At 62.3% G+C, this 23,464-nt stretch carries 22 protein-coding genes; 9 read left to right on the top strand and 13 right to left on the bottom strand.

What is annotated here, in order from left to right; all coding sequences use genetic code 11:
• Positions 1–60 precede the first annotated feature (60 nt).
• Positions 61–1,539: a caspase family protein gene (locus tag RPMA_RS14375; protein ID WP_211907914.1), complete on the bottom strand. Its 1,479-nt coding sequence runs from the start codon at positions 1,537–1,539 to the stop codon at positions 61–63.
• Positions 1,540–1,798: 259 nt separating this feature from the next.
• Here RPMA_RS14375 and RPMA_RS14370 point away from each other — a divergent pair, with 259 nt between their 5' ends.
• The 5 genes from RPMA_RS14370 (at position 1,799) to RPMA_RS14350 (ending at position 6,232) form a co-directional block, all read left to right on the top strand.
• Complete coding sequence (locus RPMA_RS14370) at positions 1,799–2,179, top strand: hypothetical protein (protein WP_211907906.1); 381 nt, start codon at positions 1,799–1,801, stop codon at positions 2,177–2,179.
• 110 nt (positions 2,180–2,289) lie between these two features.
• The gene (gene parE / locus RPMA_RS14365) at positions 2,290–4,335 is read left to right on the top strand and encodes a DNA topoisomerase IV subunit B (RefSeq protein ID WP_211907904.1); all 2,046 of its coding nucleotides are present in this window, start codon (positions 2,290–2,292) and stop codon (positions 4,333–4,335) included.
• A 52-nt stretch (positions 4,336–4,387) separates the two neighbouring features.
• Complete coding sequence (locus tag RPMA_RS14360; RefSeq protein ID WP_211907902.1) at positions 4,388–4,579, top strand: hypothetical protein; 192 nt, start codon at positions 4,388–4,390, stop codon at positions 4,577–4,579.
• Positions 4,580–4,669: 90 nt separating this feature from the next.
• Positions 4,670–5,440 (top strand): SDR family NAD(P)-dependent oxidoreductase, encoded by a 771-nt coding sequence (locus RPMA_RS14355; protein WP_211907900.1) that lies wholly within the window; start codon positions 4,670–4,672, stop codon positions 5,438–5,440.
• 21 nt (positions 5,441–5,461) lie between these two features.
• Positions 5,462–6,232 carry an SDR family NAD(P)-dependent oxidoreductase gene (locus tag RPMA_RS14350; protein ID WP_211907898.1) on the top strand — a complete coding sequence of 257 codons (771 nt, stop codon included), beginning with the start codon at positions 5,462–5,464 and terminating at the stop codon, positions 6,230–6,232.
• On the opposite strand, the gene RPMA_RS14345 is transcribed toward RPMA_RS14350, so the two are convergent.
• From RPMA_RS14345 to RPMA_RS14335, 3 genes are all read right to left on the bottom strand, one after another.
• Positions 6,229–7,473: an FAD-dependent oxidoreductase gene (locus RPMA_RS14345; protein WP_211907896.1), complete on the bottom strand. Its 1,245-nt coding sequence runs from the start codon at positions 7,471–7,473 to the stop codon at positions 6,229–6,231. The genes RPMA_RS14350 and RPMA_RS14345 overlap by 4 nt on opposite strands.
• A gap of 156 nt (positions 7,474–7,629) precedes the next feature.
• Positions 7,630–9,123 carry a caspase family protein gene (locus RPMA_RS14340; RefSeq protein ID WP_211913663.1) on the bottom strand — a complete coding sequence of 498 codons (1,494 nt, stop codon included), beginning with the start codon at positions 9,121–9,123 and terminating at the stop codon, positions 7,630–7,632.
• A 363-nt stretch (positions 9,124–9,486) separates the two neighbouring features.
• Positions 9,487–9,657, bottom strand: coding sequence for a hypothetical protein (locus tag RPMA_RS14335; protein ID WP_211907894.1), 171 nt, complete (start codon positions 9,655–9,657; stop codon positions 9,487–9,489).
• A gap of 50 nt (positions 9,658–9,707) precedes the next feature.
• On the opposite strand from RPMA_RS14335, the gene RPMA_RS14330 reads away from it, so the two are divergent.
• Positions 9,708–10,346, top strand: a complete 639-nt coding sequence (locus tag RPMA_RS14330) for a TetR/AcrR family transcriptional regulator (RefSeq protein WP_211907892.1) — start codon at positions 9,708–9,710, stop codon at positions 10,344–10,346.
• On the opposite strand, the gene RPMA_RS14325 is transcribed toward RPMA_RS14330, so the two are convergent.
• Positions 10,332–12,086, bottom strand: coding sequence for a winged helix-turn-helix domain-containing protein (locus RPMA_RS14325; protein WP_211907890.1), 1,755 nt, complete (start codon positions 12,084–12,086; stop codon positions 10,332–10,334). The genes RPMA_RS14330 and RPMA_RS14325 overlap by 15 nt on opposite strands.
• Positions 12,087–12,332: 246 nt before the next feature.
• On the opposite strand from RPMA_RS14325, the gene RPMA_RS14320 reads away from it, so the two are divergent.
• From RPMA_RS14320 to RPMA_RS14310, 3 genes are all read left to right on the top strand, one after another.
• On the top strand, positions 12,333–12,605 hold the full coding sequence (locus RPMA_RS14320; RefSeq protein WP_211907888.1) for a hypothetical protein: 273 nt from the start codon (positions 12,333–12,335) through the stop codon (positions 12,603–12,605).
• A gap of 278 nt (positions 12,606–12,883) precedes the next feature.
• Positions 12,884–14,434 carry a DEAD/DEAH box helicase gene (locus RPMA_RS14315; RefSeq protein WP_211907886.1) on the top strand — a complete coding sequence of 517 codons (1,551 nt, stop codon included), beginning with the start codon at positions 12,884–12,886 and terminating at the stop codon, positions 14,432–14,434.
• 120 nt (positions 14,435–14,554) lie between these two features.
• Positions 14,555–15,622 carry a GGDEF domain-containing protein gene (locus RPMA_RS14310; protein ID WP_211907884.1) on the top strand — a complete coding sequence of 356 codons (1,068 nt, stop codon included), beginning with the start codon at positions 14,555–14,557 and terminating at the stop codon, positions 15,620–15,622.
• Between the two features lie 9 nt (positions 15,623–15,631).
• Here the strand turns inward: RPMA_RS14310 and RPMA_RS14305 are convergent, their stop codons facing one another.
• The 8 genes from RPMA_RS14305 to RPMA_RS14270 form a co-directional block, all read right to left on the bottom strand.
• On the bottom strand, positions 15,632–16,084 hold the full coding sequence (locus RPMA_RS14305; protein WP_211907882.1) for a TfoX/Sxy family protein: 453 nt from the start codon (positions 16,082–16,084) through the stop codon (positions 15,632–15,634).
• Between the two features lie 104 nt (positions 16,085–16,188).
• Positions 16,189–16,608 (bottom strand): HesB/IscA family protein, encoded by a 420-nt coding sequence (locus RPMA_RS14300; RefSeq protein ID WP_211907880.1) that lies wholly within the window; start codon positions 16,606–16,608, stop codon positions 16,189–16,191.
• Positions 16,609–16,667: 59 nt separating this feature from the next.
• The gene (locus RPMA_RS14295; RefSeq protein WP_211907879.1) at positions 16,668–17,063 is read right to left on the bottom strand and encodes an SUF system Fe-S cluster assembly protein; all 396 of its coding nucleotides are present in this window, start codon (positions 17,061–17,063) and stop codon (positions 16,668–16,670) included.
• Positions 17,060–18,307, bottom strand: coding sequence for a cysteine desulfurase (locus RPMA_RS14290; RefSeq protein ID WP_211907877.1), 1,248 nt, complete (start codon positions 18,305–18,307; stop codon positions 17,060–17,062). Before RPMA_RS14290 ends, RPMA_RS14295 begins: the two co-directional genes overlap by 4 nt.
• The gene (gene sufD / locus RPMA_RS14285; RefSeq protein ID WP_211907875.1) at positions 18,304–19,623 is read right to left on the bottom strand and encodes a Fe-S cluster assembly protein SufD; all 1,320 of its coding nucleotides are present in this window, start codon (positions 19,621–19,623) and stop codon (positions 18,304–18,306) included. Before sufD ends, RPMA_RS14290 begins: the two co-directional genes overlap by 4 nt.
• Before the next feature lie 11 nt (positions 19,624–19,634).
• Positions 19,635–20,393, bottom strand: a complete 759-nt coding sequence (sufC, locus tag RPMA_RS14280; protein WP_211907873.1) for a Fe-S cluster assembly ATPase SufC — start codon at positions 20,391–20,393, stop codon at positions 19,635–19,637.
• A gap of 141 nt (positions 20,394–20,534) precedes the next feature.
• Complete coding sequence (gene sufB, locus RPMA_RS14275) at positions 20,535–22,028, bottom strand: Fe-S cluster assembly protein SufB (protein ID WP_211907871.1); 1,494 nt, start codon at positions 22,026–22,028, stop codon at positions 20,535–20,537.
• A 104-nt stretch (positions 22,029–22,132) separates the two neighbouring features.
• Positions 22,133–23,299 carry a cysteine desulfurase family protein gene (locus RPMA_RS14270; protein ID WP_249225181.1) on the bottom strand — a complete coding sequence of 389 codons (1,167 nt, stop codon included), beginning with the start codon at positions 23,297–23,299 and terminating at the stop codon, positions 22,133–22,135.
• Positions 23,300–23,464 lie beyond the last annotated feature (165 nt).

Genomic DNA, 23,464 nt, shown 5'->3' with positions numbered 1-23,464 from the left:
GGCGTCAGGTCTTGCCAGAGCCGCAGGCCAATTGCCAGCAACGACCCTGCGACATGATCATCACGGTTTGCGGAGGAAATAGTCATCGCCGCCCAGGGAGCCGTAGACGAACGGTTCCTGGCTATTACCGGTGGCCGCCATCACGTCGTCGCGAACCAGACCGAAAAATTTGCGAATTTCGACCCCAGGCTTGCCCATGTTCCGGATCAGCGCCGTGGCAAACGGGCTATTGGCCTGCCCGGCCACGCCGTCCGACGCCACCTGCCCTGCCTTGGCCGCGTAAGCCACGAGAGTTGCACTAGATTCCGGCTCAATCCGCGCAAGCCCACGGCCCACCGACCGGCTCGCCACGGTCTTGGCCATGTCGCGCAGGAACGGATTGTCGCGGCAGGCATCCAGGATCACCAACCGCAACTTGCGCGCGCTTTCCACGCTCGCCAGCACCGAATCGAGCGGCACCGCTTCGAACTGGACGGAACGGTCGGTTTTCAGCTTGGCATCGACCGGGATCAGGTAATTGGTGCCACTCACCTCGATTCCGTGGCCGGCATAATAGACCACAGCCCAATCCGCCTGCGCCGCCTCGGCGGAGAAGGCATTCAGTTTCTCGCGCATGGTCGCGGCATTGAGATCGTTATCGAGATACACCGTCTTGAAACCGGCAGCCCGGAGCGAGTCGGCAACGGCTTTGGCGTCGCTGCCCGGATTCGGCAACTTGGGCACGGAGGCATAGGCGCCATTGCCAATGACCAGCGCGACGCGGACCTCACCGCCCGGCGCGTCCTGTGCGATCACGGTGGGCGCGACCGGGCTCGGCGCGGGATCGGCAGCGGCCGTGGCGACCGGCGGGGCCGACTTCGGCGCTGGAGCCGCGGCCAGTCCGTTGGCGCGCTCGCGGGCCTCCGCCATCTCGCGTGGCGTGACGGAAGACGGATCGACACGCCGCGCCTGTGCAAAATCGGCGGCAGCCTTGTCGGCCTGCCCGACCTGCTCATAGGCCATGCCCCGCGCGACAAAGGTCTTACCGGCGCGCGGGTCCATCCGGACGGACTCGTTCAGATTGGTGAAGGCGCGCTCGACGTCACCTTTGCCCTGATAGGCCACGCCGCAGACGCGATAGGCGACCGCATTGCGCGGATTGACGCGAATGATCGCATTGCAATCATCCAACGCCTTGTCGAATTCGCCGTTCTTCGAATAGGCGGAGGCGCGGTTCAGCACCGTGACTGTATCGTTCTGGCCAAGGCCGATTGCCTGCGTGTAGTCCTTGATGGCCTCGTCATATTTCTTGAGCTGAAAATAGACCGCACCACGTGTGGAATAGGTCAGCGCCGAATTGGGGTTGCGCCTGATCGCATCATCGAGAGACGACAGCGCGCGGGCATAGTCTCCCTTCTTGAACAGCGCCACCGCGGCATTGTTGGCCCGCGCCACGGAGGCGTTGCTTTCCGGCACCTGCCGGATCGTCTGAGCGATGGCCGGGGACATGATCGGTGCGAAAGTGAGGACCGTCGCAATGACCAGTCGTCGGAACCTCATCTGCACTCTCCTGCTTCTCGCCCGTCGGCCAATTCGACGGATCTCTGCCGTCACCGCTTTCCCGTAGCATTCGTGGCATAGCCGGGTGCCGACGTTCACACCAGCGTGGGGGGAATTTCGACCTCAATTGTCTCATCCGCATCCCGGCTTCGTGACCGGGATCGGTGAACCATCCGGAGGTTGCAGCGCCTAACGCTCTCTCTGCCGGCTTGCCCATTGCGGCCTCCCGCCGGCCAATCACAATCAAGAGGATGATTTGATGATCGGATCGCTGATGATCTGCGTGAGCGCTGTCGTATTGCTGGTCGGGATGGTGGCCGGCATCGTCATGGGGATCAAACAGGACTTTTTGCTCTCGCCCGCCCATGCCCACCTCAATCTGGTCGGTGGCGTGCTGCTGTTCCTGTTCGGACTGTATTATCGCGTAGTACCCACGGTCGGACGTAGCCTGCTGGCGCGGATTCAGGGTTGGCTGCATATCGTCGGCGGCCTGATGTTCCCGGTCGGGGTCGGGATTACGCTTCTGGCCAACCATGCCTATATGGCGGTTCCCATCATCGGTTCACTGATCATGCTCGCAGCCATGGTGCTTTTCGTGGTGATCGTGCTACGCACCGAGCACGCCGCCGCCGTGGCCTGAGCCCGGCGCCGCTGGCCGGTTAGCCCATGGACAGCCCAGTCGTGGCATAGTCATCGCAACGATTCGCCGCGGAACGCCGCGGCGACACATCAGACAAGACTTCAAGACATATGGCCAAGGCACTGAAACCGAAAGATAAAGCCGACCTTTTTGGATCGGCTGCCGCAAAATCCGCTCCCGCCACCAAGGTAGCCCCGAAGGCTGCCAATGCGGAGGCCGGCTACACTGCCGCCGACATCGAGGTGCTCGAAGGCCTTGAGCCGGTGCGTCGTCGCCCCGGCATGTATATCGGTGGAACCGACGAAAAGGCGCTGCATCACCTGTTCGCCGAAGTGATCGACAACTCGATGGACGAGGCGCTGGCGGGCCATGCGACCTTCATCGAGGTGGAACTGTCGGGCGACGGCTTCCTGACAGTCTCGGATAACGGCCGCGGCATCCCCATCGATCCGCATCCGAAGCATCCGAAGAAGTCGGCGCTCGAAGTCATCATGTGCACGCTGCATGCGGGCGGTAAATTCGACTCCAAGGTCTACGAGACCTCGGGCGGTTTGCACGGCGTCGGCGTCTCGGTGGTGAATGCCCTCTCCTCGCTCTGCGAGGTCGAGGTCGCGCGCAACCAGCAGCTCTACAAGATGACTTTTGCCCGCGGCATCCCGCAGGGCAAGCTGCAGGAGCTCGGCAAGGTCCATAACCGCCGCGGCACCCGCGTGCGCTTCAAGCCGGACACCGAAATCTTCGGCGCCAAGGCGCAGTTCAAGCCGCAACGCCTGTTCAAGATGGCGCGCTCAAAAGCCTATCTGTTCGGCGGCGTCGAGATTCGCTGGAAGTGCGATCCCGAACTGCTCAAGGGCCTGGAAGACTGCCCAGCCGAGGCGACCTTTCACTTCCCCGGTGGCCTCAAGGACTATCTCGCCGCAGCGATCCATGCCGACACGCTGGTGCATCCGGAGATCTTCTCCGGCAAGTCCGGTCGCAACGGCTCCCACGGCGCCTGCGAATGGGCCGTGGCCTGGACCGCGGATGCTGACGGCTTCATGGCGTCCTACACCAACACCGTGCCGACCCCCGATGGCGGTACCCATGAATCCGGCATGCGCAGCGCCATGCTGCGCGGCCTCAAGGACCACGCCGAGCGCGTCGGCCAGGGCAAGCGTGCCGGCACCATCACTTCGGAAGACGTGATGGTCGGCGCCGCCGTGATGCTGTCAGTGTTCGTCCGCGAGCCCGAATTCCAGGGCCAGACAAAGGATCGTCTCGCCACGGCCGAAGCGCAGAAGATCGTCGAACAGGCCATCAAGGACCCGTTCGATCACTGGCTGTCCGGCAATCCCGTGCAGGCGAACAAGCTGCTCGAATTCGTGCTGGAGCGCGCCGACGAGCGCCTGCGCCGCCGTGCCGAGAAGGAAACCTCGCGCAAGACGGCGGTAAAGAAGCTGCGCCTGCCAGGCAAGCTGGCCGACTGCACCAATACCGCGACCGAAGGCTCGGAACTGTTCATCGTCGAGGGTGACTCGGCAGGCGGCAGCGCCAAGCAGGCGCGCGACCGCAAGACCCAGGCGATCCTGCCCTTGCGCGGCAAGATCCTTAACGTCGCCTCGGCGACCAAGGACAAGCTGACCGCCAATACCCAGCTCGCCGACCTCATGCAGGCGATTGGCTGCGGCACCGGCCCGCAATATCGCGAGGAAGACCTGCGCTACTCACGTGTGATCATCATGACCGACGCCGACGTCGACGGCGCGCATATCGCATCACTGCTGATCACCTTCTTCTACCGGCAGATGCCGAAGCTGATCGACGAGGGGCACCTCTATCTCGCAGTGCCTCCGCTCTATCGACTGACCCATGGCAGCAAGACGGTCTACGCTCGCGACGAAGCCCATCGCGATGCGCTGCTGAAGAGCGAGTTCAACGCCAATGCCAAGGTCGATATCGGCCGCTTCAAAGGCCTCGGCGAAATGATGCCCGCGCAGCTGAAGGAAACGACCATGGATCCGTCGCGCCGCACGCTGCTGCGCGTCCAGCTGCTGCCGGATGACCGCGAAGGCACGGCCGACTCCGTCGAGCGCCTGATGGGCACCAAGGCCGAAGCGCGCTTCGCCTTCATCTCGGACAAGGCGGAATTCGCCAGCGACGAATTGCTGGACGTCTGAGGCTTTCTTCTGGCCTTACGAAACTGATTGCGGGGACGTGCGTATATGGCATATGCGCGCGCCCCTGCTCACTCTCGGTATTCTTTCGGTTCTGGTCGGCCTGCTCTGGATCGGCCAGGGCACGGGCCTTGTCCCCTGGCCGCGGTCGAGCTTCATGATCAATCAGATGCCATGGGCCTATTACGGCGCGGCACTGGCCGCGATCGGCGTCGGATTGACGGGCTACGCATTGTCACGCCCCTGATCGCATAGCCCCCTTTCCTCTCGCTCCCACTCTTGCAATGATCCCCTCAGGCGCGCCCCAGAACGCGCCGACAACCAATGGGTGGATCGCGTGACCAACCAGCTTTTCGATCTCAAGGGCCGCGTGGCCATCGTCACCGGCGGCAATGCCGGCATCGGACTTGCGATGGCGCGTGGGCTCGCCGAGGCGGGTGCGGCGATCACGATCGCGGATCGTAACGCGGACAATTCGGCACAGGCGAGAGCCTCGCTCGAACGCGACGGTCATCAGATCCTTGCCTGTGTCACCGACGTGACCAATCCCGCCTCTGTCGCGCAGATGGTGGCCTCGACGCGCGAGCGCTTCGGTCGCATCGACATCCTCGTCAACAATGCCGGTATCAGCATCGCAGCGCCGCTGGAAGAGATGTCGCTCGGCAACTGGCAGACGGTGATCGACGTGAACATGACCGCGCCCTTCATCTGTGCGCAGGCCGTCTATCCCGAGATGAAGGCAGCAGGTTCCGGCAAGATCATCAACATCGCGTCGGTGCTGGCGCAGCTCGGTTCGGGCGGTGCCGCGAACTATGCCGCCAGCAAAGGCGGCATCCTGCAATTCACACGGTCGCTGGCAACCGCTTGGGCTGTAGATAATATCCAGAGCAACGCCATCCTGCCCGGCTGGATCGACACGGATCTGACGATCCGCGCCCGCGAACGCGTCCCCGAACTGCATGATCGCATCGTGTCGCGCGTGCCCGCGGCGCGCTGGGGCCGGCCTGATGATCTCGTCGGCGCGACCGTGTTTCTCGCCAGCGCGGCATCGGACTTCGTCAACGGCGCGGCGCTCACCGTCGATGGCGGATTCTCCATTCAAGGCTGATTTCGTGAAGAGGACGATACAATGACAAAGGGACTGTTCGATCTCACCGGCCGCGTGGCCATCGTCACCGGCGGCAATGGAGGCATCGGGCTCGGAATGGCGCATGGCCTTGCTGCAGCGGGGGCGTCGATCGTTGTCGCCGGGCGCAATCAGGCGAAATCCGAAGCGGCCGTCGCCGAACTGGTGGCAGGTGGTAGCAAAGCAATCGCGCTGACTCTGGAGGTCAATGACACCGCTGCCGTGAAAGCAATGGTTGCCGACACACTCAAGGCGTTCGGCCGCATCGATATCCTCATCAACAACGCCGGCATGAATGTCCGCAAGTCGCCGGACAAACTGGCGCTGGAGGAATGGGAGAGCGTGATCAAGACCAATCTCACCAGCGCTTTCGTGATCTCGCAGGCGGTACATCCCGCGATGAAAGAAGCCGGCGGCGGCAAGATCATCAATATCGGCTCGATGATGTCGATCTTTGGCGCGAGCTTCTCGCCCGCTTACGGCGCCAGCAAGGGCGGCATCGTTCAATTCACCCGATCATGCGCGATTGCATGGGCGCCGGACAACATCCAGTGCAACGCGGTGCTGCCAGGCTGGATCGATACCGAGCTGACACAGAACGCGCGCCGCGAGGTCGATGGCCTGCATGACCGCGTGCTCGCTCGCTCGCCAAGCGGACGCTGGGGCCTGGCCGGCGACTTCGCGGGGATCGCGGTGTTTCTGGCATCACGCGCGTCAGATTTTGTCACGGGTGCTGCGATCCCGGTCGACGGCGGCTACTCTGTGCAAGGCTAAGGCGTCGATTGCGTCTTCGCCTCCGGCGACTGCACATGCTCTGGCCGCACGCCGATCGCAAGGAAGCGCGCAGCCAGGCCCTGGAGCAGCGGAAACGCGTTGACGACGCGCATGAAGAACGGCGGCGTAAGCGGTTTGTCGCCCGGCGCCAATGCGCGGCTGATGATATTGTTCTGCATCATCACCTGCATCGCCTGGGTCGCACGCATGGGAAACTCGCGACGCTGGCGCACGGTGTCGAGATCGGCTTCGCTGACCGGTCCCTTCTGCAATTTCGCCGCCAGCAGATTGGCGGTGGCGACAGCGTCCTGAACGGCAATATTGACGCCGACACCGCCGACCGGCGACATCGCATGCGCGGCATCGCCGATGCAGAGCAGACCCAGGAGATGCCAGCGCGTCAGGCGGTTGATGGCGACGGTGAGTAGCTTGACGTCATCCCAGCTCTTGAGGTCGTCGATATGCGCGGCGAGGATCGGCGCCAGCCGCGATACCTCGGTGCGGAAGGCATCGATGCCCCTGCCCTTCACCTCGTCAAAATGGTTCTTGGCGATCACATAGGCGCATTGCCAGTAATCGCCGCGATCGATGGTGACCATCATTTTGCCGGGCTCGAGCCGTGCGAACACACTCTCGGTTTCCGGCCCCTTGGCGATGCGAAACCAGAGAATGTCCATGGGGGCGGCGATGTCTTCGACCTCGAGCTTTGCAGCTGGCCGCACCACGGAATGGCGTCCGTCGCAAGCCACGATGAGATCGGCACGTATTTCGATGGGACCCTGCTCCGTCGTCGCCTTCACCCCGACCACTTGCGCACCCGACCAGACGAGATCCGTCGCCTCGGTCTTCATCATCACCTTGAGATGCGGAAAGCGCTGTCCCTTGTCCCTCAGGAAATTGAGAAAGTCCCATTGCGGCATGAAGGCGATGAACGGGTATTTTGCTGACGTGCGCGTGATATCGACGATGCGCAGTTTGTGCTGGCCGAAATAGCCGTCCATCCTCGCAATGCGATCGTGCTTGATTTTGAGGAAGTCGTCGATCAGCCCGAGTTCGTCCATCACCTGCAACGTTGATGGATGCACCGTATCGCCGCGAAAATCGCGGAAGAAATCAGCATGCTTCTCGAGCACGACCGTATCGACGCCGGCGCGGCCGAGCAGATAGCCGAGCATCATGCCGGCAGGCCCGCCACCGACGATACAGCAGCGTGTGGTGAGGCGGTTGGTGTCGGTGACCATGGCAATTCCCCAAGCTGTGACGTGCAACTTGAGGAAGCGTCGCAGCGACGTCAATGCGCTCTGTCGTTATGGCAAGAAAAGTGAGCGCTCTGGTTTGTGAATCTCTGGATTACTTCGTCGCTATCGCTTGTCGCCATGGCGGGACGCAAATGTCGTTTATTTCCGGAACGTCCTGATCTCGGACACGCTGCCGTCGCGGAATTGCAGTTCGACCGAGACAGAGCGCGCGCCGCCCGGCACCTTCATGTAGATCGGCGCGTTGCTGGGTACAGCCATGGGATCCCGCTGATTGCACGGTGGTAGTTTCAGCACCTGATCCGGCACCGATGTATCGAAGCCGAGTTTTACTTCGCGGATCGCGCAGCGATACGAGATCAGATGGGTGTAGTAGAGCAGCCCGTTGGAGCCGCCGAATTCCAGCCAGTTCGACGCGGTCATGTCGAGAATCTTGCGCTGGTCGCGCACGAGGGCCGCTTCCGGATCGAAGCGGATCGGAAACGGGCCCTGCATCTCGCCGGTGATATCGATGTAGCGCACCTGAAGCGTGGTCGCCGGCTCGTCTGCATTCAACTGGATCGACGGATTGGGCAGTCGCTTTCGCGTGCGTGGATCCAGCGTGTCCATGAAGCCGGTTTCGCGAAAGTCGCCGCTATCGCCCTTGCGCCATGAAATGCCAAGCGCGGGATCGACGATGGAGAACACCACGGTCCAACCGCCGTTGTGGCGGGAGAAGGAGGCGATCGGTGCGTTCGGATTGTCCGGTGTGGGCAGTGGTGACGTATTCACCGGCGGCAGCGCTGCGACTTTCGGCAATTGCGCGGTCGGGATGGTGCTGGCCTGGACCGGCTCGTTCGGCTGCGCCTGGCCGTTGAGGAAGACGTCATCCACCATCTGGTCGAAATAGACCGGCACCTGGCGGTGCTTCACGGTATCGGCGAGTTCACTCACGGTGCGACGTGTGCGCTGCGCGACCTGCACCAGATTGAGCGACGGCTCCTGAATTTCCTTGATGAAGGTGCGCGTAAAGACAGAATTCGGATCGGTGTCGTTATTGGACAGCCGATCAAGCGCCGTCTGGCGAGGACCGGCGGAAAAGATGGAAAACACGCCTTCGGGCAATTGCACCATTGGCGCGAGACCGGCGCCACCCGCAAGCGACCGCGTGCCTGACCGTTCGAACGGATTGTTCCGGCAGGCGTCGAAGACGAGGATCGCGCTACGCACGCCCTTATTCTGCAGCCGATCGACGATCCGGTCGGCCAGCACGGAACTGTCGCGCACCAGTTCCTCCTGCCCGGCGGTCGCCGCGGGAACGTCGGTCGGCAGCAGATAGTTCTGGCCGGTGATCTCGAAACCGTGGCCCGCGAAGAAGAAGAACGCGGTATCGCCCTTGCCGAGTTTCGTTTCGAACGACAGCAGCGCCTGGCTGAACCCCTGCCGTGTCTGGTTTTCGGCAACCATCACCTCGAAGCCGAGCTTCTTCAGCACCTCGCCCATGGCGCGGGCGTCGTTGACAGCTTTCTGGAGCTTCGAGACATTGCGGTAATTGTCGTTGCCGACCACGAGCGCGACGCGTTTCTCCGCCCATGCGGGGAAAGCCGATGAGGCCACGCTCACCAGCACACCTATGGTGATCACGAACCGTCTCATCGTCGCATTCATGCCTGCATTCCCGTCGTCCAGCGATCCCGTGACCGCGCGATTGTCTGCCTTGGTCGAGACAAAAGTGCGGCCGGTTCAATGGTAGCTGTACCCGCCTCGCGCCTGTTTGTCCTGTATTGACGGGCAGATCGACGCGCAATCTGCCGCAAGGCTGCGTCACATTTCATTTGTCGCGGGCAAAGCGTGGCTAGAGGCACTGATCAGCAAAGATCGACGGCGCCCTGTGGCTGTATCGCGGTCCATGACAACTGAAACCGGCGCACATGGAACCGGCATCACGCGCGCATCTGTGGACAAGACGCCTTAGAACTGCTCGACAATTTCGCGCCAAAATCGCATATTTCAGAATATTCAGAATCTATTCGGTTTTTTCAGACCCACCTTTGCGTCGGCAGATGCACGATCCGGAAGCGGATTTCTCCTGCCGAAGGTGACCGAAGTCGAGACACGCGAAGTGAAGTTGGCCACGGCCGATACCTTTGCGCGATCAGCGGGTTTTTCAAGCAACGCGATTTTCATCATTCCCGTTTGCTCCCTCTCGCCCGACTTCTAGACTGGATACCCGACGATCGATGGCCAAGAAGATGATCACCCCCGGGCACGACTTGTTGCTCAGGGTCAACCAAGCTTTCCTCGATCACGGTTATGCCGGACTATCGATGGTCGGCCTCGCCCGTATCTGCGGCTTCACGCAGCGCGCGCTGTATTACTATTTCAGCAATAAGGAAGAGGCATTCCGGGCAGCCGTCCAGTTTCGGAATGAACAGGCCATCGCCACGGCCATCGCTGCCGGCACCGCACTTCGCCAGGAAGGCGCCAGCGCGCTCGATATCGTCGCCTGCGTTGTGGATCTGCGCTACAGCGAAACGCGGCAAATGCTGACGCAGTCACCGCATACGATCGAGCTGACCGCTGAAGCATTCCGACGTTGCCGCGACATCGTGGTTCGGACGAGCGCCGATTTCCAGACCGCACTGGAAAAGCTTGTCGCAGACCTGCAAAGCCAGCATCGCCTCGAACTGACCGGCCGCTTCACAGCCGCCGAGATCGCGCAGGCGCTTGCCGACGGCGGCCGCGCCGTCAGTCAGGCCATTCCCCTGACGGACGCAAATGATTGCTCGGCGCGCTATCGGCAGACATGCGAATTCGTGCTGTATGGCTGTGCGGCATATCCGTCATCGACGGAGCCTGTCATGTCAGCGGCGCGGTAGCCCGGCCTCGACCAGCAAGTCCCGGACGCGTGCCGACGCTTCGAGATAGACCGGACTGGTGTTCTCCGCGGGAGGACTGATATTTTCGGCGGTCGCGCCGGGCCGCAGTTCCAGCGCTTTCGCCAGCAGCGCCTGCGCCTCGGCATGCTGGCCCAGCCGCTGATGCGCAGCGACCAGCGTGAGATGCGTGCGGCCGGTGCCGGGCGTCACCGCAAGCGAGCGTTCGAGCCAGCGCACCGCCTCCGCGTCGCGCTCCAGATAGACCAGGCTGACCCCCGCCCCGAGCAGCCACGTCCAGCGCGACACCGTCGGCGTGTCATATTGGTCGGCAAGCTTGAAATTCCCGAGCGCGTCTTCGAACCGGCCGAGAAATATCTGGCCGAGGCCGATGTGATAAATCGCCAGTCCGTTCCATGGATCGAAGGACAATGTCCGCGCGCAAGCGACCAGGCTGTCGACGAAGCGATTGGTGGCACTGAGCAGGCGACAATAGCTTTCGAGCACCGGCACGTAGCTCGGCTTCGCTCGCAGCACGCGCTCCATCATGGCCTGCGCGCTATTGCGAACGCCTTCGCGCTCGTCGGGATCGTACCAGACCATCTGAATGCCGCGCAGCTGCAGTGCAGCCAGCGCCGATTGCACGTCGATATTGTCGGGATTTTCCGCCAGCGCCTTTTCGAGCATGGCCTGCGCCGCGCGGAAACGTTCGCGCGAAGTGTGCACGATCGATGCAGTCGCCTGCTCCACCGCGACCTTGGCGCTTCCCGACATGCCCTTGGCACCGGGGCCCGCCTCGTTGAGGATGGCGTTGAGGCGAACAGCTAACGGATGGCCGAGGGCAGCCGCGAGACGGGACTGCTGGGTGTCGGCGTCCATATCGCCACCGGCGACAGTAATGTCTGACGCCCACGCGATCTCGCCGGTCGTGCCACGGGTCAGGCGGGCACGGAGCAGCCAGCCCTGATCGTCTTTTTTCGTAAGTTCGGCATTGACGACATAGTCGGGGACAGTCGCGCGTGTCGGCTCGAGTGACGCCCGTGCCGTGACCTGCATCGGCGTCACCACGCGGATATTCTCGATGCGCGCCAAGCCTGCGCCGAGACGATCGGTCACGCCGACCGCCAATGTGCGCATGTCCGGTTCGTCACTCAGCGAAACGATCGGTGTCACCGATACTGTCGGGCCCGCGCGCGACGCGATCGTGCCGCCATTGAAGAGCGGAATCGCAACAGCCAGCCCGCCAATCACGACCATGCTGGCAGCGATCACAACCGCGGCGGCAATCGACCATCGCCGCGCTGGCGCTGGGCGCCGTGCCGACACGACGTCGTCGATAGGCCCTATGTCAACCGGGGTGATCGCAGGGTGACCGTCGCTCTGCCCGTCGACAACCCTCGCCTCTTGCGACGGCGCGGCCGCTGCTATGCCGCCAGCATCAAGATCGGCCACCTCGGCTTCGAACAGATAACCGCGTCCGGAAATGTTGCGCAGGATCTGGCGTCGCCCATCGCCGAGCGCCGCGCGGATTTCGCGGATGCACTGGAAGAGACTGTCCTCGCCGACATGAACCCCCGGCCAGAATCGCTCCATGAGCTCTTGCTTGGCCACCACGCGACCGGCGTTACTGACAAAAAACGCCAGCATATCGAAAGGCTTGGGCCTGAGCTTGATGATGTCGCCATCCACGCGGCGCAATTCGGCGCGCTGCACATCGATGATGAAATCAGCAAAGCGAAACACCGCAGCCCCCCGAGATAGCTGACCTGTCCAAGGCGGTCTCAATAAACCTTGGCGGTAAATTTGACGATATCAGAATTTCTTCAGAAGAAATCCGGTCATCGACATCCCAATATCAGGACATCGCTTCATCCGCCATGAGACCAACCTCCAGCAGCCACTGACTCTGGAGAACATTTTTGCGTGCAATTTTTAGGCGAGCCTCTCTGAACTACACCCATGAGCACGTGCGGTATACTCGGTAGCGCCATGATCAACATACCCACGTCGCTCCGGATCGCGATCGGCTTTATCACTGCGCTTTGGGCTGTCGGCCTGATCGCCCTTGCCATCGGCGCGCCCGGCGAGATCGTTCTGGCGACGGCCGCCATCGGCACTGTCGGCGCCTTCGTCGAATGGAGCAGCCATCGACCGGACGGCCCACCCGCGATGCCGCCGGCGAACGAGGCCGGCGACCTGCCCGTCACTGTGCAGATGCGGTATGAGGCCGATCCAGAAGCGGAATTTCGCCGAAAACATTAAGCTTTTGGGGCAGTTCCACTCCCTGCGGATTGACTTTGGGGGATTCGGGCCTATGTTCCGCCTCGAAGCGGCCCGGTATCGAAACGCGATATCTCGAGTAAGCCGCCTGTCAGCGCCCAGCGATCCCCGTGCATGTTTGCGTGCCGCTCCGGGGGTAGGCGTGATGGTTTTTCCGAGAATCCAAGCGGCGGTTTCGACCAGAGGCATGATCTCGCACCGGCATCGAATGAGCGATACACCGTTCTGCGATAGCATCATGGCCCCATAACAGAGGCTCAATGTCCTTTTCCAATCTCGGCCTGTCCGACAAGGTTCTCGCCGCCGTCACGGCCGCTGGCTACACCACCCCCACCCCCATTCAGGAACAGGCGATTCCCCACGCCCTCGCCCGCAAGGACGTGCTCGGCATCGCCCAGACCGGTACCGGCAAGACTGCGGCCTTCGTGCTGCCGATGCTGACCATGCTCGAAAAGGGCCGCGCCCGCGCCCGCATGCCACGCACGCTGATCCTCGAACCAACCCGCGAACTCGCCGCTCAGGTGAAGGAGCAGTTCGACAAATACGGCGCCGGCCAGAAGCTCAACGTCGCGCTGCTGATCGGCGGCGTCTCGTTCGGCGACCAGGACATGAAACTGACCCGCGGCGTCGATGTGTTGATCGCCACCCCGGGCCGCCTGCTCGACCACACCGAACGCGGCGGCCTGCTGCTCACCGGCGTCGAATTGCTGGTGATCGACGAAGCGGACCGCATGCTGGACATGGGGTTCATTCCGGACATCGAGCGCATCTGCAAGCTGGTGCCGTTTACCCGCCAGACGCTGTTTTTCACGGCGACCATGCCGCCGGAAATCCGCCGCATCACCGAGACCTTCCTGCATAATCCGGTGAAGATCGAAGTCGCCAAGCCCGCGACCGCCGCCGCCACCATCACCCAGTCGCAGGTCGCCGTCTCCCGTGACGACTGGCAGAAGCGCGACGTGCTCCGCACGCTGCTCCGCGAGGCCGAAGACCTCAAAAACGCGATCATTTTCTGTAACCGCAAGCGCGAAGTGGCAACGCTCGCCAAATCGCTGCAGAAGCACGGTTTCGCCGTCGGCGCGCTGCATGGCGACATGGAGCAATCCGCCCGCCTCGCCGCGCTGGATCAGTTCCGCAAGGGCGAAATCCCAATCCTCGTGGCCTCCGACGTCGCCGCCCGCGGCCTCGATATTCCCGCGGTGAGCCACGTCTTCAATTTCGACATTCCGCACCATTCCGACGATTACGTGCACCGCATCGGCCGTACCGGCCGCGCCGGCCGCACCGGTTTTGCGATCTCGCTGGTGTCGCCCTCGGACCAGAAGTCCATGGCCGCCGTCGAGAAGCTGATCGGCACCTCAATCGCCAAGCATGAAAGCGCCGCTCTCGACGCCATGCCGGCCCACGAGGAATCCGCCGAGGGCGAGGCCCCGCGTTCGGGGCGCCGCCGCAGCGGCAATCGCGAAGCCAATGACGATGCGCCGCGTGGCGGTCGCCGCGATGGCCGCCGTGAGCGTTCCGCCCGTCCCGAGCGTGCACCGCGCGCCGAGCGCGAACCCCGCGCTCCCGCGAACGAGGCCCGTGCGCCCGAGAACGAAGCTCAGCGCGAGCGCAAGCCACGTCGTGAGCGTCGTCCTAACGAGGATCGCAATGGCGGCCAGCAGCAGCCCGCTGCAGCATCGAATGCTGCACTGCCGCCTTCGATCGGCCGTCCGCAGGCCCCGCGTCCGCGCCGCGAAGAGGACTTCGAGCCCGGTGATCACTCGCATCTGCCCGCCTTCCTGCTGCGCCCGATCCGGGCACGCGCGTAGGTAGCATTTTCAGGCTCTATTTACCTTCGATTCACACACCTGCCCTAGTCTCACTGCGATATTTTAGCAATTTCGCAGCTGAGGGCGGCGCGTTTGGCGCCGCTTGTGGGGACACAGGACGTGACCGCAAACCTCGACGACATCGAACGCACATTGGCGTTCGCCGACATCGCGCTTGGGCAGATCCGCTCACTGCGCCAGCCAGCTATCCCGCGTAACTACGAGATCTGGTACGTCTATGCGACCGGCTACAATCCGGCGCTCAACAAGGTGATCAACGAGACACTGGCCCGCAATGGCCGGCTCAGCGATTCCGATCTCGACCAGATCCACGACACCTATCTGTCCCAAGCCCGCGTCACCGACCGCATCGACCAGGTCGGCTCGCGCGTGATCGGCGAAATCGACGACGTGATGACGCTGATCAACGATGCGCTCAACCTGACCGTCGATTTCAATGCGAGCCTGAGCGGCGCCGGCAAGCAACTCGCCGTCGCCCGCGATCCCGCGGCCATCAAGGCGGTGATCGAGAGCCTGGTGAAATCCACCCGCGAGGTGCACGACAACAACAAGGCCTTGGAAGAGCGCCTGTTATCTTCGCGCGGCGAAGTCAGCGTGTTGCAGCAGAGCCTCGAAGCCATCCGCGCCGAGAGCCTGACCGACCCTCTCACCGCACTCGGAAACCGCAAGTATTTCGACCGGGCGCTGACGACCGCGATCGAGACCGCGCAGAAACGCGGCGAGCCGCTTTCGCTGCTGATGCTCGACATCGATCACTTCAAATCGTTCAACGACAATTACGGCCATCTCACCGGCGATCAGGTGCTGCGTCTCGTCGGCATGTCGCTGAAGCAGACCATCAAGGGCCAGGATATCACTGCCCGCTACGGCGGCGAGGAATTCGCCGTGGTACTGCCCAACACGCCGCTGCGCCAGGCACTGACGGTGGCCGACCACATCCGCCGCGCTGTCATGTCGAAAGAGTTGAAGAAGAAATCGACCGGGGAAATTCTGGGTCGCGTGACGATCTCGGTCGGCGTCTCGATGCTGCAGAATGGCGACGACATGGACACGCTGATCGGCCGCGCCGATGCCTGCCTCTATGCAGCGAAGCGCAACGGCCGCAATCGCGTGATCTGCGAGGTCGATCCGGAATATCAGTCGGAGATTACGTTCCAGGTGGCGTAACCATAGACGTCATTGCGAGGAGCTCTTGCGACGAAGCAATCCAGTCTTCGCTTTGCTGCATTCTGGATTGCTTCGGTTCGCTCGCAATGACGGCTCAGATTTCTTCGCTTTCGTCTTCGCAATCTTCTTCTTTGCCGCCTTCTTCAGCGCTGCCCGGATCGCCGCGGCATGCGCGGTGCGCGCCCATTCCGTCACCTCATCGGGATCGTCATAGAGCCGCTCCGGCAATCGCCAATAGGAGGCGATCATCCGCAGCTTGCCTTTCATCTCATATTGAAAGCATTGCGATCCCTCCGCCTGGAAACGCGGGATCGAGTTTTCGTCGGCGCGCAGATAGATCGCCCCGCGCAGCACCAGCGCGAAGTTGATGCCATCGGCGGAAACGCCGAAGCCGGAAAACATCCGGCGGATCGTCACCGGCCCGAAGCCGGCGAACAGTTCGGAGAGGAATTCGCGGTCCATGAAGGACTGTAGCCCGGATGGAGCGAAGCGCAATCCGGGGACAGGGACATGTGAGGAAGCGCCGGTCCCGGGTTACGCTTCGCTTCACCCGGGCTACGGCCGCGTCAATCCACCTTCGCCGGCTGTAGCTGCACGGACTCGCCGCAACCGCAAGCGCTGATCTGGTTCGGGTTGTTGAACACGAACTGCGCCTGCATCTTGTCGGTCTTGTAGTCCATCTCGGTGCCGAGCAGGAACAGCACGGCCTTGGGATCGACTAGGATCTTGACGCCCTTGTCCTCGACGACCTCGTCGGTCGGCTTCACGTCATGGGCATATTCGACAGTATAGGACTGGCCGGCGCAGCCGCCATTCTTGATGCCGACGCGCAGCCCGATGATCTCGGAATCGGCACGCTGGGTCAGCGCCATCACGCGCTCAGCCGCAGCATCGGTCAGGCGCATCACCTGCGGCCGCGGGCGCGGCTTCGGCTTGGCCGATTTTTCCAACGTGGAGGCTGGTGCGTTCGGTGTCATCTCAGTCATGTGTTCAGTCCCTTGGGCGGTTCAAGGCCGCCAACGGAGAATTCAGGTAGACGCTGATCTCACCACATATTGAGGACGAGGCGCGCCTCGTCGGTCATCCGGTCCGGCGTCCAGGTCGGTTCCCAAACGATGTTCACCTTGACGATGCCGACACCGGCAACGCTGGCCACGGCGTTCTCCACCATCGTCGGCAGTTCCTCGGCGGCCGGGCAGTTCGGCGTGGTCAACGTCATGTCGATATCGACGCCACGATCGTCCTTGATATCGACCTTGTAGATCAGGCCGAGTTCATAGATGTCGGCCGGAATTTCCGGGTCGTACACCGTCTTCAACGCGGCTACGATCTCGGTGCCCATGCGTTCGGTTTCGCCAGCGTCGAGCGCCGAGACGGTCTGCATCTGCGTCCCCTTCTCTTCGGTTGCAACCGGGCTATTGGCGACTGCGGTCTCACTCATGCAAACAACTCCCGTGCCTTGATCAACGCCTGCGCGAGATGATCGATTTCTTCGCGGGTATTATACAGTCCGAACGACGCGCGGCATGTGGCCGTCACATTGAATCGTTCCAGAAGCGGCATCACGCAATGCGTGCCCGCACGCACGGCGATGCCCTGGCGGTCGATCACCGTCGCGATGTCATGGGCATGCGCGCCCTTAATCTCGAACGAGATCACCGGCCCCTTGGTTTTCGCCGTGCCGAAGATGCGCAACGAATTGATCTCGCGCAGCTTGCCTTCCGCATAGGTCAGCAGGTCGTGCTCATGCGCCGCGATCCGCTCGCGGCCGATCGAGTTCACGTAGTCGATCGCCGCACCGAGGCCGATGGCCTCGACGATGGCCGGCGTGCCAGCCTCGAACTTGTGCGGCGGATCGCCATAGGTGACCCAGTCCTGCGCCACTTCGCGGATCATCTCGCCGCCGCCGGCATAAGGCCGCATGGCTGCGAGGCGATCATACTTGCCATAGAGCACGCCGATTCCGGTCGGCCCGTACAGCTTGTGGCCCGTGAAGACGTAGAAGTCGCAATCGATGTCCTGCACGTCCACGATGCCGTGGACCGCAGCCTGGCTGCCGTCCACCAGCACCGGAATGCCGCGGGCGTGCGCGATCTTCGTGACTTCCTTCACCGGGACCTGCGTGCCCAGTGCGTTCGACATCTGGGTGATGGCGACGATCTTGGTGCGATCGGTCAGCAGCTTCTCGAACTCGTCGATCAGGAAGTTACCTTCGTCATCGACCGGCGCCCACTTGATGACCGCGCCCTGGCGTTCGCGGAGAAAGTGCCAAGGCACGATGTTCGAATGGTGCTCCATGATGGAGACCACGATCTCGTCGCCTTCCTTGATGTTTTCACCACCGAAGGCCGCAGCCACGGTGTTGAGCGCATCGGTCGCGTTGCGCGTAAAAATGATCTCTTCCAGGCGCTTCGCATTGAGGAAGTGCTGCACCTTGATGCGCGCGCCCTCATAGGCTTCGGTCGCCGCATTGGCGAGGTAATGGAGCCCGCGATGCACATTGGCATATTCGGACTTGTAGGCCTCGGTCATGCGATCCAGCACGGCATTCGGCTTCTGGGCCGATGCCGCGTTGTCGAGATAGACCAGCGGCTTGCCATAGACCTGCATCGCCAGCGCCGGGAAATCCTCGCGGATCAGCGCGACGTCGTAGGAGCCGTTGATAACCGCCGGATGATCGCTCATGCACGCGTTCCCAACCAGCGCTCAGCTGCGCCGATGGCGACGTCACGCAGGTCGTCATTGACGATCGACTCCAGGGCTTCACCAACGAAAGCCTGGATCAGCAGCGATTGCGCTTCCTTTTCGGGAAGGCCGCGGGCGCGCAGATAGAACAGCAGGCTGTCGTCCAACGCACCGACCGTGGCGCCGTGGCCGCACTGCACGTCGTCAGCGAAGATTTCGAGTTCGGGCTTGTTGTCGATCTCGGCATCGTCCGAGAGCAACAGCGCGCGCGACATCATCTTGCCGTCGGTCTGCTGGGCGATCTGATGCACGTTGATCTTGCCCTGGAATACGGAGTGGGCATGATCATCGAGCACAGCGCGGAAGTTTTCGCGGCTCATGCAGCCCGGCGTGGCATGATCGATCACGAAGGTGCAATCGGCATGTTGCTGGCCGCGCAGCAGATGGATGCTGTTGGTGGAGAGCTCGGTGCCCTCGCCTGCGAGCGTAATGAAGCTCTGATAGCGGCTGACGCTGCCGCCGGTGGTCAGGCTGAACGTGTTGAACTTCGACTTCGCACCCACAGTGACGATGGCGCTGGCGATGCTTGCGGCATCGAGAGCGTCTTCCATCACGCGGACATGCTGCAGGTCGCTGTTGTCGCCGACCCAGATCACGGTGGTGTCGTGAACCTGATAAGCTTTTGCGGCCTCGGTCGCGACAAAGGTCTCAACCAGCGTCACCTTGGCATTGTTACCGATGCGGACCAGCGAGCGCGTGAAGGATGCCGCCTTGGGCTTGGTCGTCACATGGACGATCTGCAGCGGCTTTTCACGGTCGGTGCCATCGGCCACGCTGATGATCACGCCATCGGTGGCGAAGGCCGCGTTGAGCGCGAGCATGGGATCATTGACCTTGCTGAGCAGCAGGTCAGCGCGCGCAGCACTCGCCTCATCCGCCAGCACGGCGCTCAGCGCATGCACGGTCACTCCATTGCCAGCCGAGAGGTCGGACAGATCGGCGGCAAGCATGCCATCGACCAGCACCAGTTTCTGCGTATCGCCATCCTTCAGCGCCGCAACAGCCTTGCGGGCTTCGCCGAGCGCCGCCGCATCAGGTGCAGCGGCCAGCGGCGCGACATCGCCGAGCAGACGGCGCAGGTCGGTATATTTCCATTCCTCGACGCGGCGGGTCGGCAGGCCGCCCACGGCAAAGGTGTCGAAGGCACGCTGGCGCGTCTCGGTGACGGGCCCGGTGCCGGGCAGACGACCGCGCGCGGCGGCGAAAGTGCCGTCCAGCGTCGCGCCCGTCGTGGTCTTTGCAACAGCTACATTCATGATGATCTCACTCAGGCGGCCGCGTCTTCGTACTGCGCGTAACCCGAGGCTTCGAGTTCGAGCGCCAGTTCCTTGCCGCCGGTCTTCACCACGCGGCCCTTCGACATCACGTGCACGTGGTCCGGCACGATGTAGTTCAGCAGGCGCTGATAGTGGGTGATGACCACCATGGCGCGGTCGCTGGTGCGCAACGCATTGACGCCTTCGGAAGCGATGCGCAGCGCGTCGATGTCGAGACCGGAGTCCATTTCATCGAGGATGCAGAGACTCGGCTGGAAGAGCGCCATCTGCAGCACTTCGTTGCGCTTCTTCTCACCACCGGAGAAGCCGACATTGACGCCGCGGCGGAGCATGTCCTGCGGGATGTTCAGGGAGGCGGCGACTTCACGCACCTTCTTGAGGAAGTCCGGGGTCGAAAACTCGTCCTCGCCGCGGGCCTTGCGCTGCGCGTTCAGCGCGGTGCGCAGGAAGGTCATGGTGGCGACGCCGGGGATTTCGACCGGATACTGGAACGCCAGGAACACGCCCTTGGCGGCGCGCTCGTCCGGCTCCATCTCCAGGAGGTCTTCGCCCTTGAACAGGATCTCGCCGCCGGTGACTTCATAGCCCGGCTTGCCGGCGATGACGTGGCTGAGCGTCGATTTACCCGAACCGTTCGGGCCCATGATGGCGTGCACTTCACCGGCATTCACGGTGAGCGTCAGCCCATGGAGAATCTCGCGATCCTCGACACGAACCTGGAGATTTTTGACTTCGAGCAATGAGGGCATTTCAGCTTTCCTTATGTATGGCCCTCGTCCTGAGGAGCGCGCCCTTGCGCGCGTCTCGAAGGACGGACCGAAACGGTGTCTTCCAACTCATCCTTCGAGACGCCGCTACGCGGCTCCTCAGGATGAGGACCTGTGCGTGACTTAACCGACGCTGCCTTCGAGGCTGATCGAGATCAGCTTCTGCGCTTCCACGGCGAATTCCATCGGGAGCTGCTGCAGCACGTCCTTGACGAAGCCGTTGACCACGAGGCCGACGGCCTCTTCCTGGCTCAGGCCGCGCTGGATGCAGTAGAACAGCACGTCTTCCGAAATCTTCGAGGTGGTCGCTTCGTGCTCGAACAGAGCCGAGGAATTCTTGGCCTCGATGTAAGGCACCGTATGCGCGCCGCACTGATCGCCGATCAGGAGCGAGTCACAGGCCGTGAAGTTACGGGCGTTCTTCGCCTTGCGGTTGGCCGTGACGAGGCCGCGATAGGTGTTCTGCGACTTGCCGGCGGCGATGCCCTTGGAGATGATCCGGCTCGTGGTGTTGTTGCCGAGATGGATCATCTTGGTGCCGCTATCGACCTGCTGATAGCCGTTCGAAATGGCGATCGAATAGAACTCGCCGCGAGAGTTATCACCGCGGAGAATGCAGCTCGGATATTTCCAGGTGATCGCCGAACCGGTCTCGACCTGAGTCCAGGATATCTTGGAATTCTTGCCACGGCAGTCACCACGCTTGGTGACAAAATTGTAGATGCCGCCCTTGCCTTCCGAATTGCCCGGATACCAGTTCTGCACCGTCGAATATTTGATCTCGGCATCGTCGAGGGTGACGAGTTCGACCACGGCGGCGTGCAGCTGGTTCTCGTCGCGCTGCGGCGCCGTGCAGCCTTCGAGATAGGATACGTAGGCGCCCTTGTCGGCGATGATCAGCGTGCGCTCGAACTGGCCGGTGTTGCGCTCATTGATACGGAAATAGGTTGACAGCTCCATCGGGCACTTCACGCCCGGCGGGATGTAGACGAAGGAGCCGTCGGAGAACACGGCCGAGTTCAGCGTGGCGTAGAAGTTGTCGGAGGTGGGGACCACCGTGCCGAGATACTGCTTCACCAAATCGGGATGTTCGCGGATGGCTTCCGAGATCGGCATGAAGATCACGCCGGCCTTCTTCAACTCGGCCTGAAACGTGGTCGCGACCGAGACCGAATCGAACACGGCATCGACGGCGATCTTGCGGCGCTCGGGATTCTCGTCGCCCGGCTGCGGCTCGACGCCTTCCAGCATTGCGACTTCCCGAAGTGGGATGCCAAGCTTCTCATAGGTCTTGAGAATCTCGGGATCGATCTCGTCCAGCGAGGCGATCGATTTCTTCTTCGGCGCTGCGTAATAGTGAATGTCCTGGAAGTCGATCTTCGGATAATCGACGCGCGCCCACTTGGGCTCTTCCATGGTGAGCCAGCGGCGATAGGCCTCGAGGCGCCATTCCAGCATCCACTCGGGCTCGTTCTTTTTCGCGGAAATATAGCGAACGATGTCTTCGCTCAGCCCCTTGGGGGCAAGCTCGGATTCGATATTGGTCTCGAACCCATAGCGATATTGATCGACATCGATGAGGCGAACCTGATCGATGGTTTCTTGTACGGCAGCCATTCAATCCTCCGCTCGCGGTTTCAAGGACCGCGGTGGACATAACCAAACCAAAATTCAGAACTTGCGGGGGTCTTTACGACGTTCCGGCGGGAAAATCACCAGCCTTAGAACCGTTCAACCTCTGTTTCGTCGCTCTGCTTAATTAATGATCCCGCGAGCTTTTTCCAAGCCTGAAGGCAGAGTTCCACGTCTTCGTGAGTGGTCGACCACCCCAGACTGAGGCGAATCGCGCTGCGGGTAAGTTCCGGCCCGTAGCCCATTGCCTCGATCACGTGGGACGGCTGCACCTTACCGGAGGAGCAGGCGGAACCTGATGATACCGCAATACCTTCGAGATCAAATCCGATCACGGCCGTCTCCGCGCGCAAACCAGGGGCGCCGAACAGGATCGTATTCGGCAGTCGGGGAGCGTCTGCTGCGAAGACAATGACGTCGTTGTGCTGCCGCAAGCCACTCTCAAGCTTTTCTCTTAGCTTCGCGATATCTGCTGCCTGCGCCAGCCCCGCGGTCGCGACCTTTGCAGCCGCGCCAAAGCCGGCGATCCCAATGACATTTTCGGTCCCGGCTCGCCGCGACAGCTCCTGCCCGCCGCCGCGCAGCAGCGGCTCCGGACCAGCCAGGCGATCGCCAACCACCAACGCACCGACGCCCTTGGGGCCGCCGATCTTATGTGCAGAAATCGATAGAAGATCGATCTGCAATTCATTGATATTAAGCGGAATCTTCCCAAGAGCCTGCACGGCGTCCACATGCAGCAGACCACCTGCTTCATGTATTACATGAGCAATATCCACGATGGGCTGTAGAGCTCCCGTCTCATTATTCGCAAGCATGACCGACACCAGGGCCGGCGATCCGCCTGCCAGCATCGACCGCAAATGCGCGGGATCAACCACCCCGTTCCGATCGACCGCCACCACCGTCGCGGCCTCCGACGGGAACCGGCCGGCGGCCATGACTGACGGATGCTCCACGGCCGACACGATCAACCGCTGAACCGGTGCGCTGCCTTTGCGGCCGATCCCGGGAACCAGGGCCATGACATTTGCTTCGGTTCCACCTGACGTGAACACCACTTGCCGCGCCTCGGCGCCAACCGCTGCGGCAACTGCCGCGCGGGCATCCTCGACCAGGCGCCTCGCCTGGCGCCCCTCGGCATGGACCGACGATGGGTTCCCTACCGTATCCATCGCAGCCAGCATCGCCACCCGCGCCTCATCGCGCAGCGGGGTCGTGGCGTTCCAGTCGAGATAAACGCGAGGGCGCGCCAAACTTGATCTCCTTCGGTTCCGTCCGGGCGTCTTAGACCAACTTGGCGGCAAATGCGCGTCCGGCTGCATCGCCACCCGTTCAATATGCTTGCTTTTCGCCCCTGCGCTTATGGTAGAACGCGACCTCACGCCACCCGGCGCCGTGTCTTGCGGTGCCGATCGCCC

This window comes from Tardiphaga alba (genome assembly GCF_018279705.1).
Classification (GTDB): domain Bacteria; phylum Pseudomonadota; class Alphaproteobacteria; order Rhizobiales; family Xanthobacteraceae; genus Tardiphaga; species Tardiphaga alba.
This window is presented reverse-complemented; position numbering and strand designations above follow the sequence as displayed.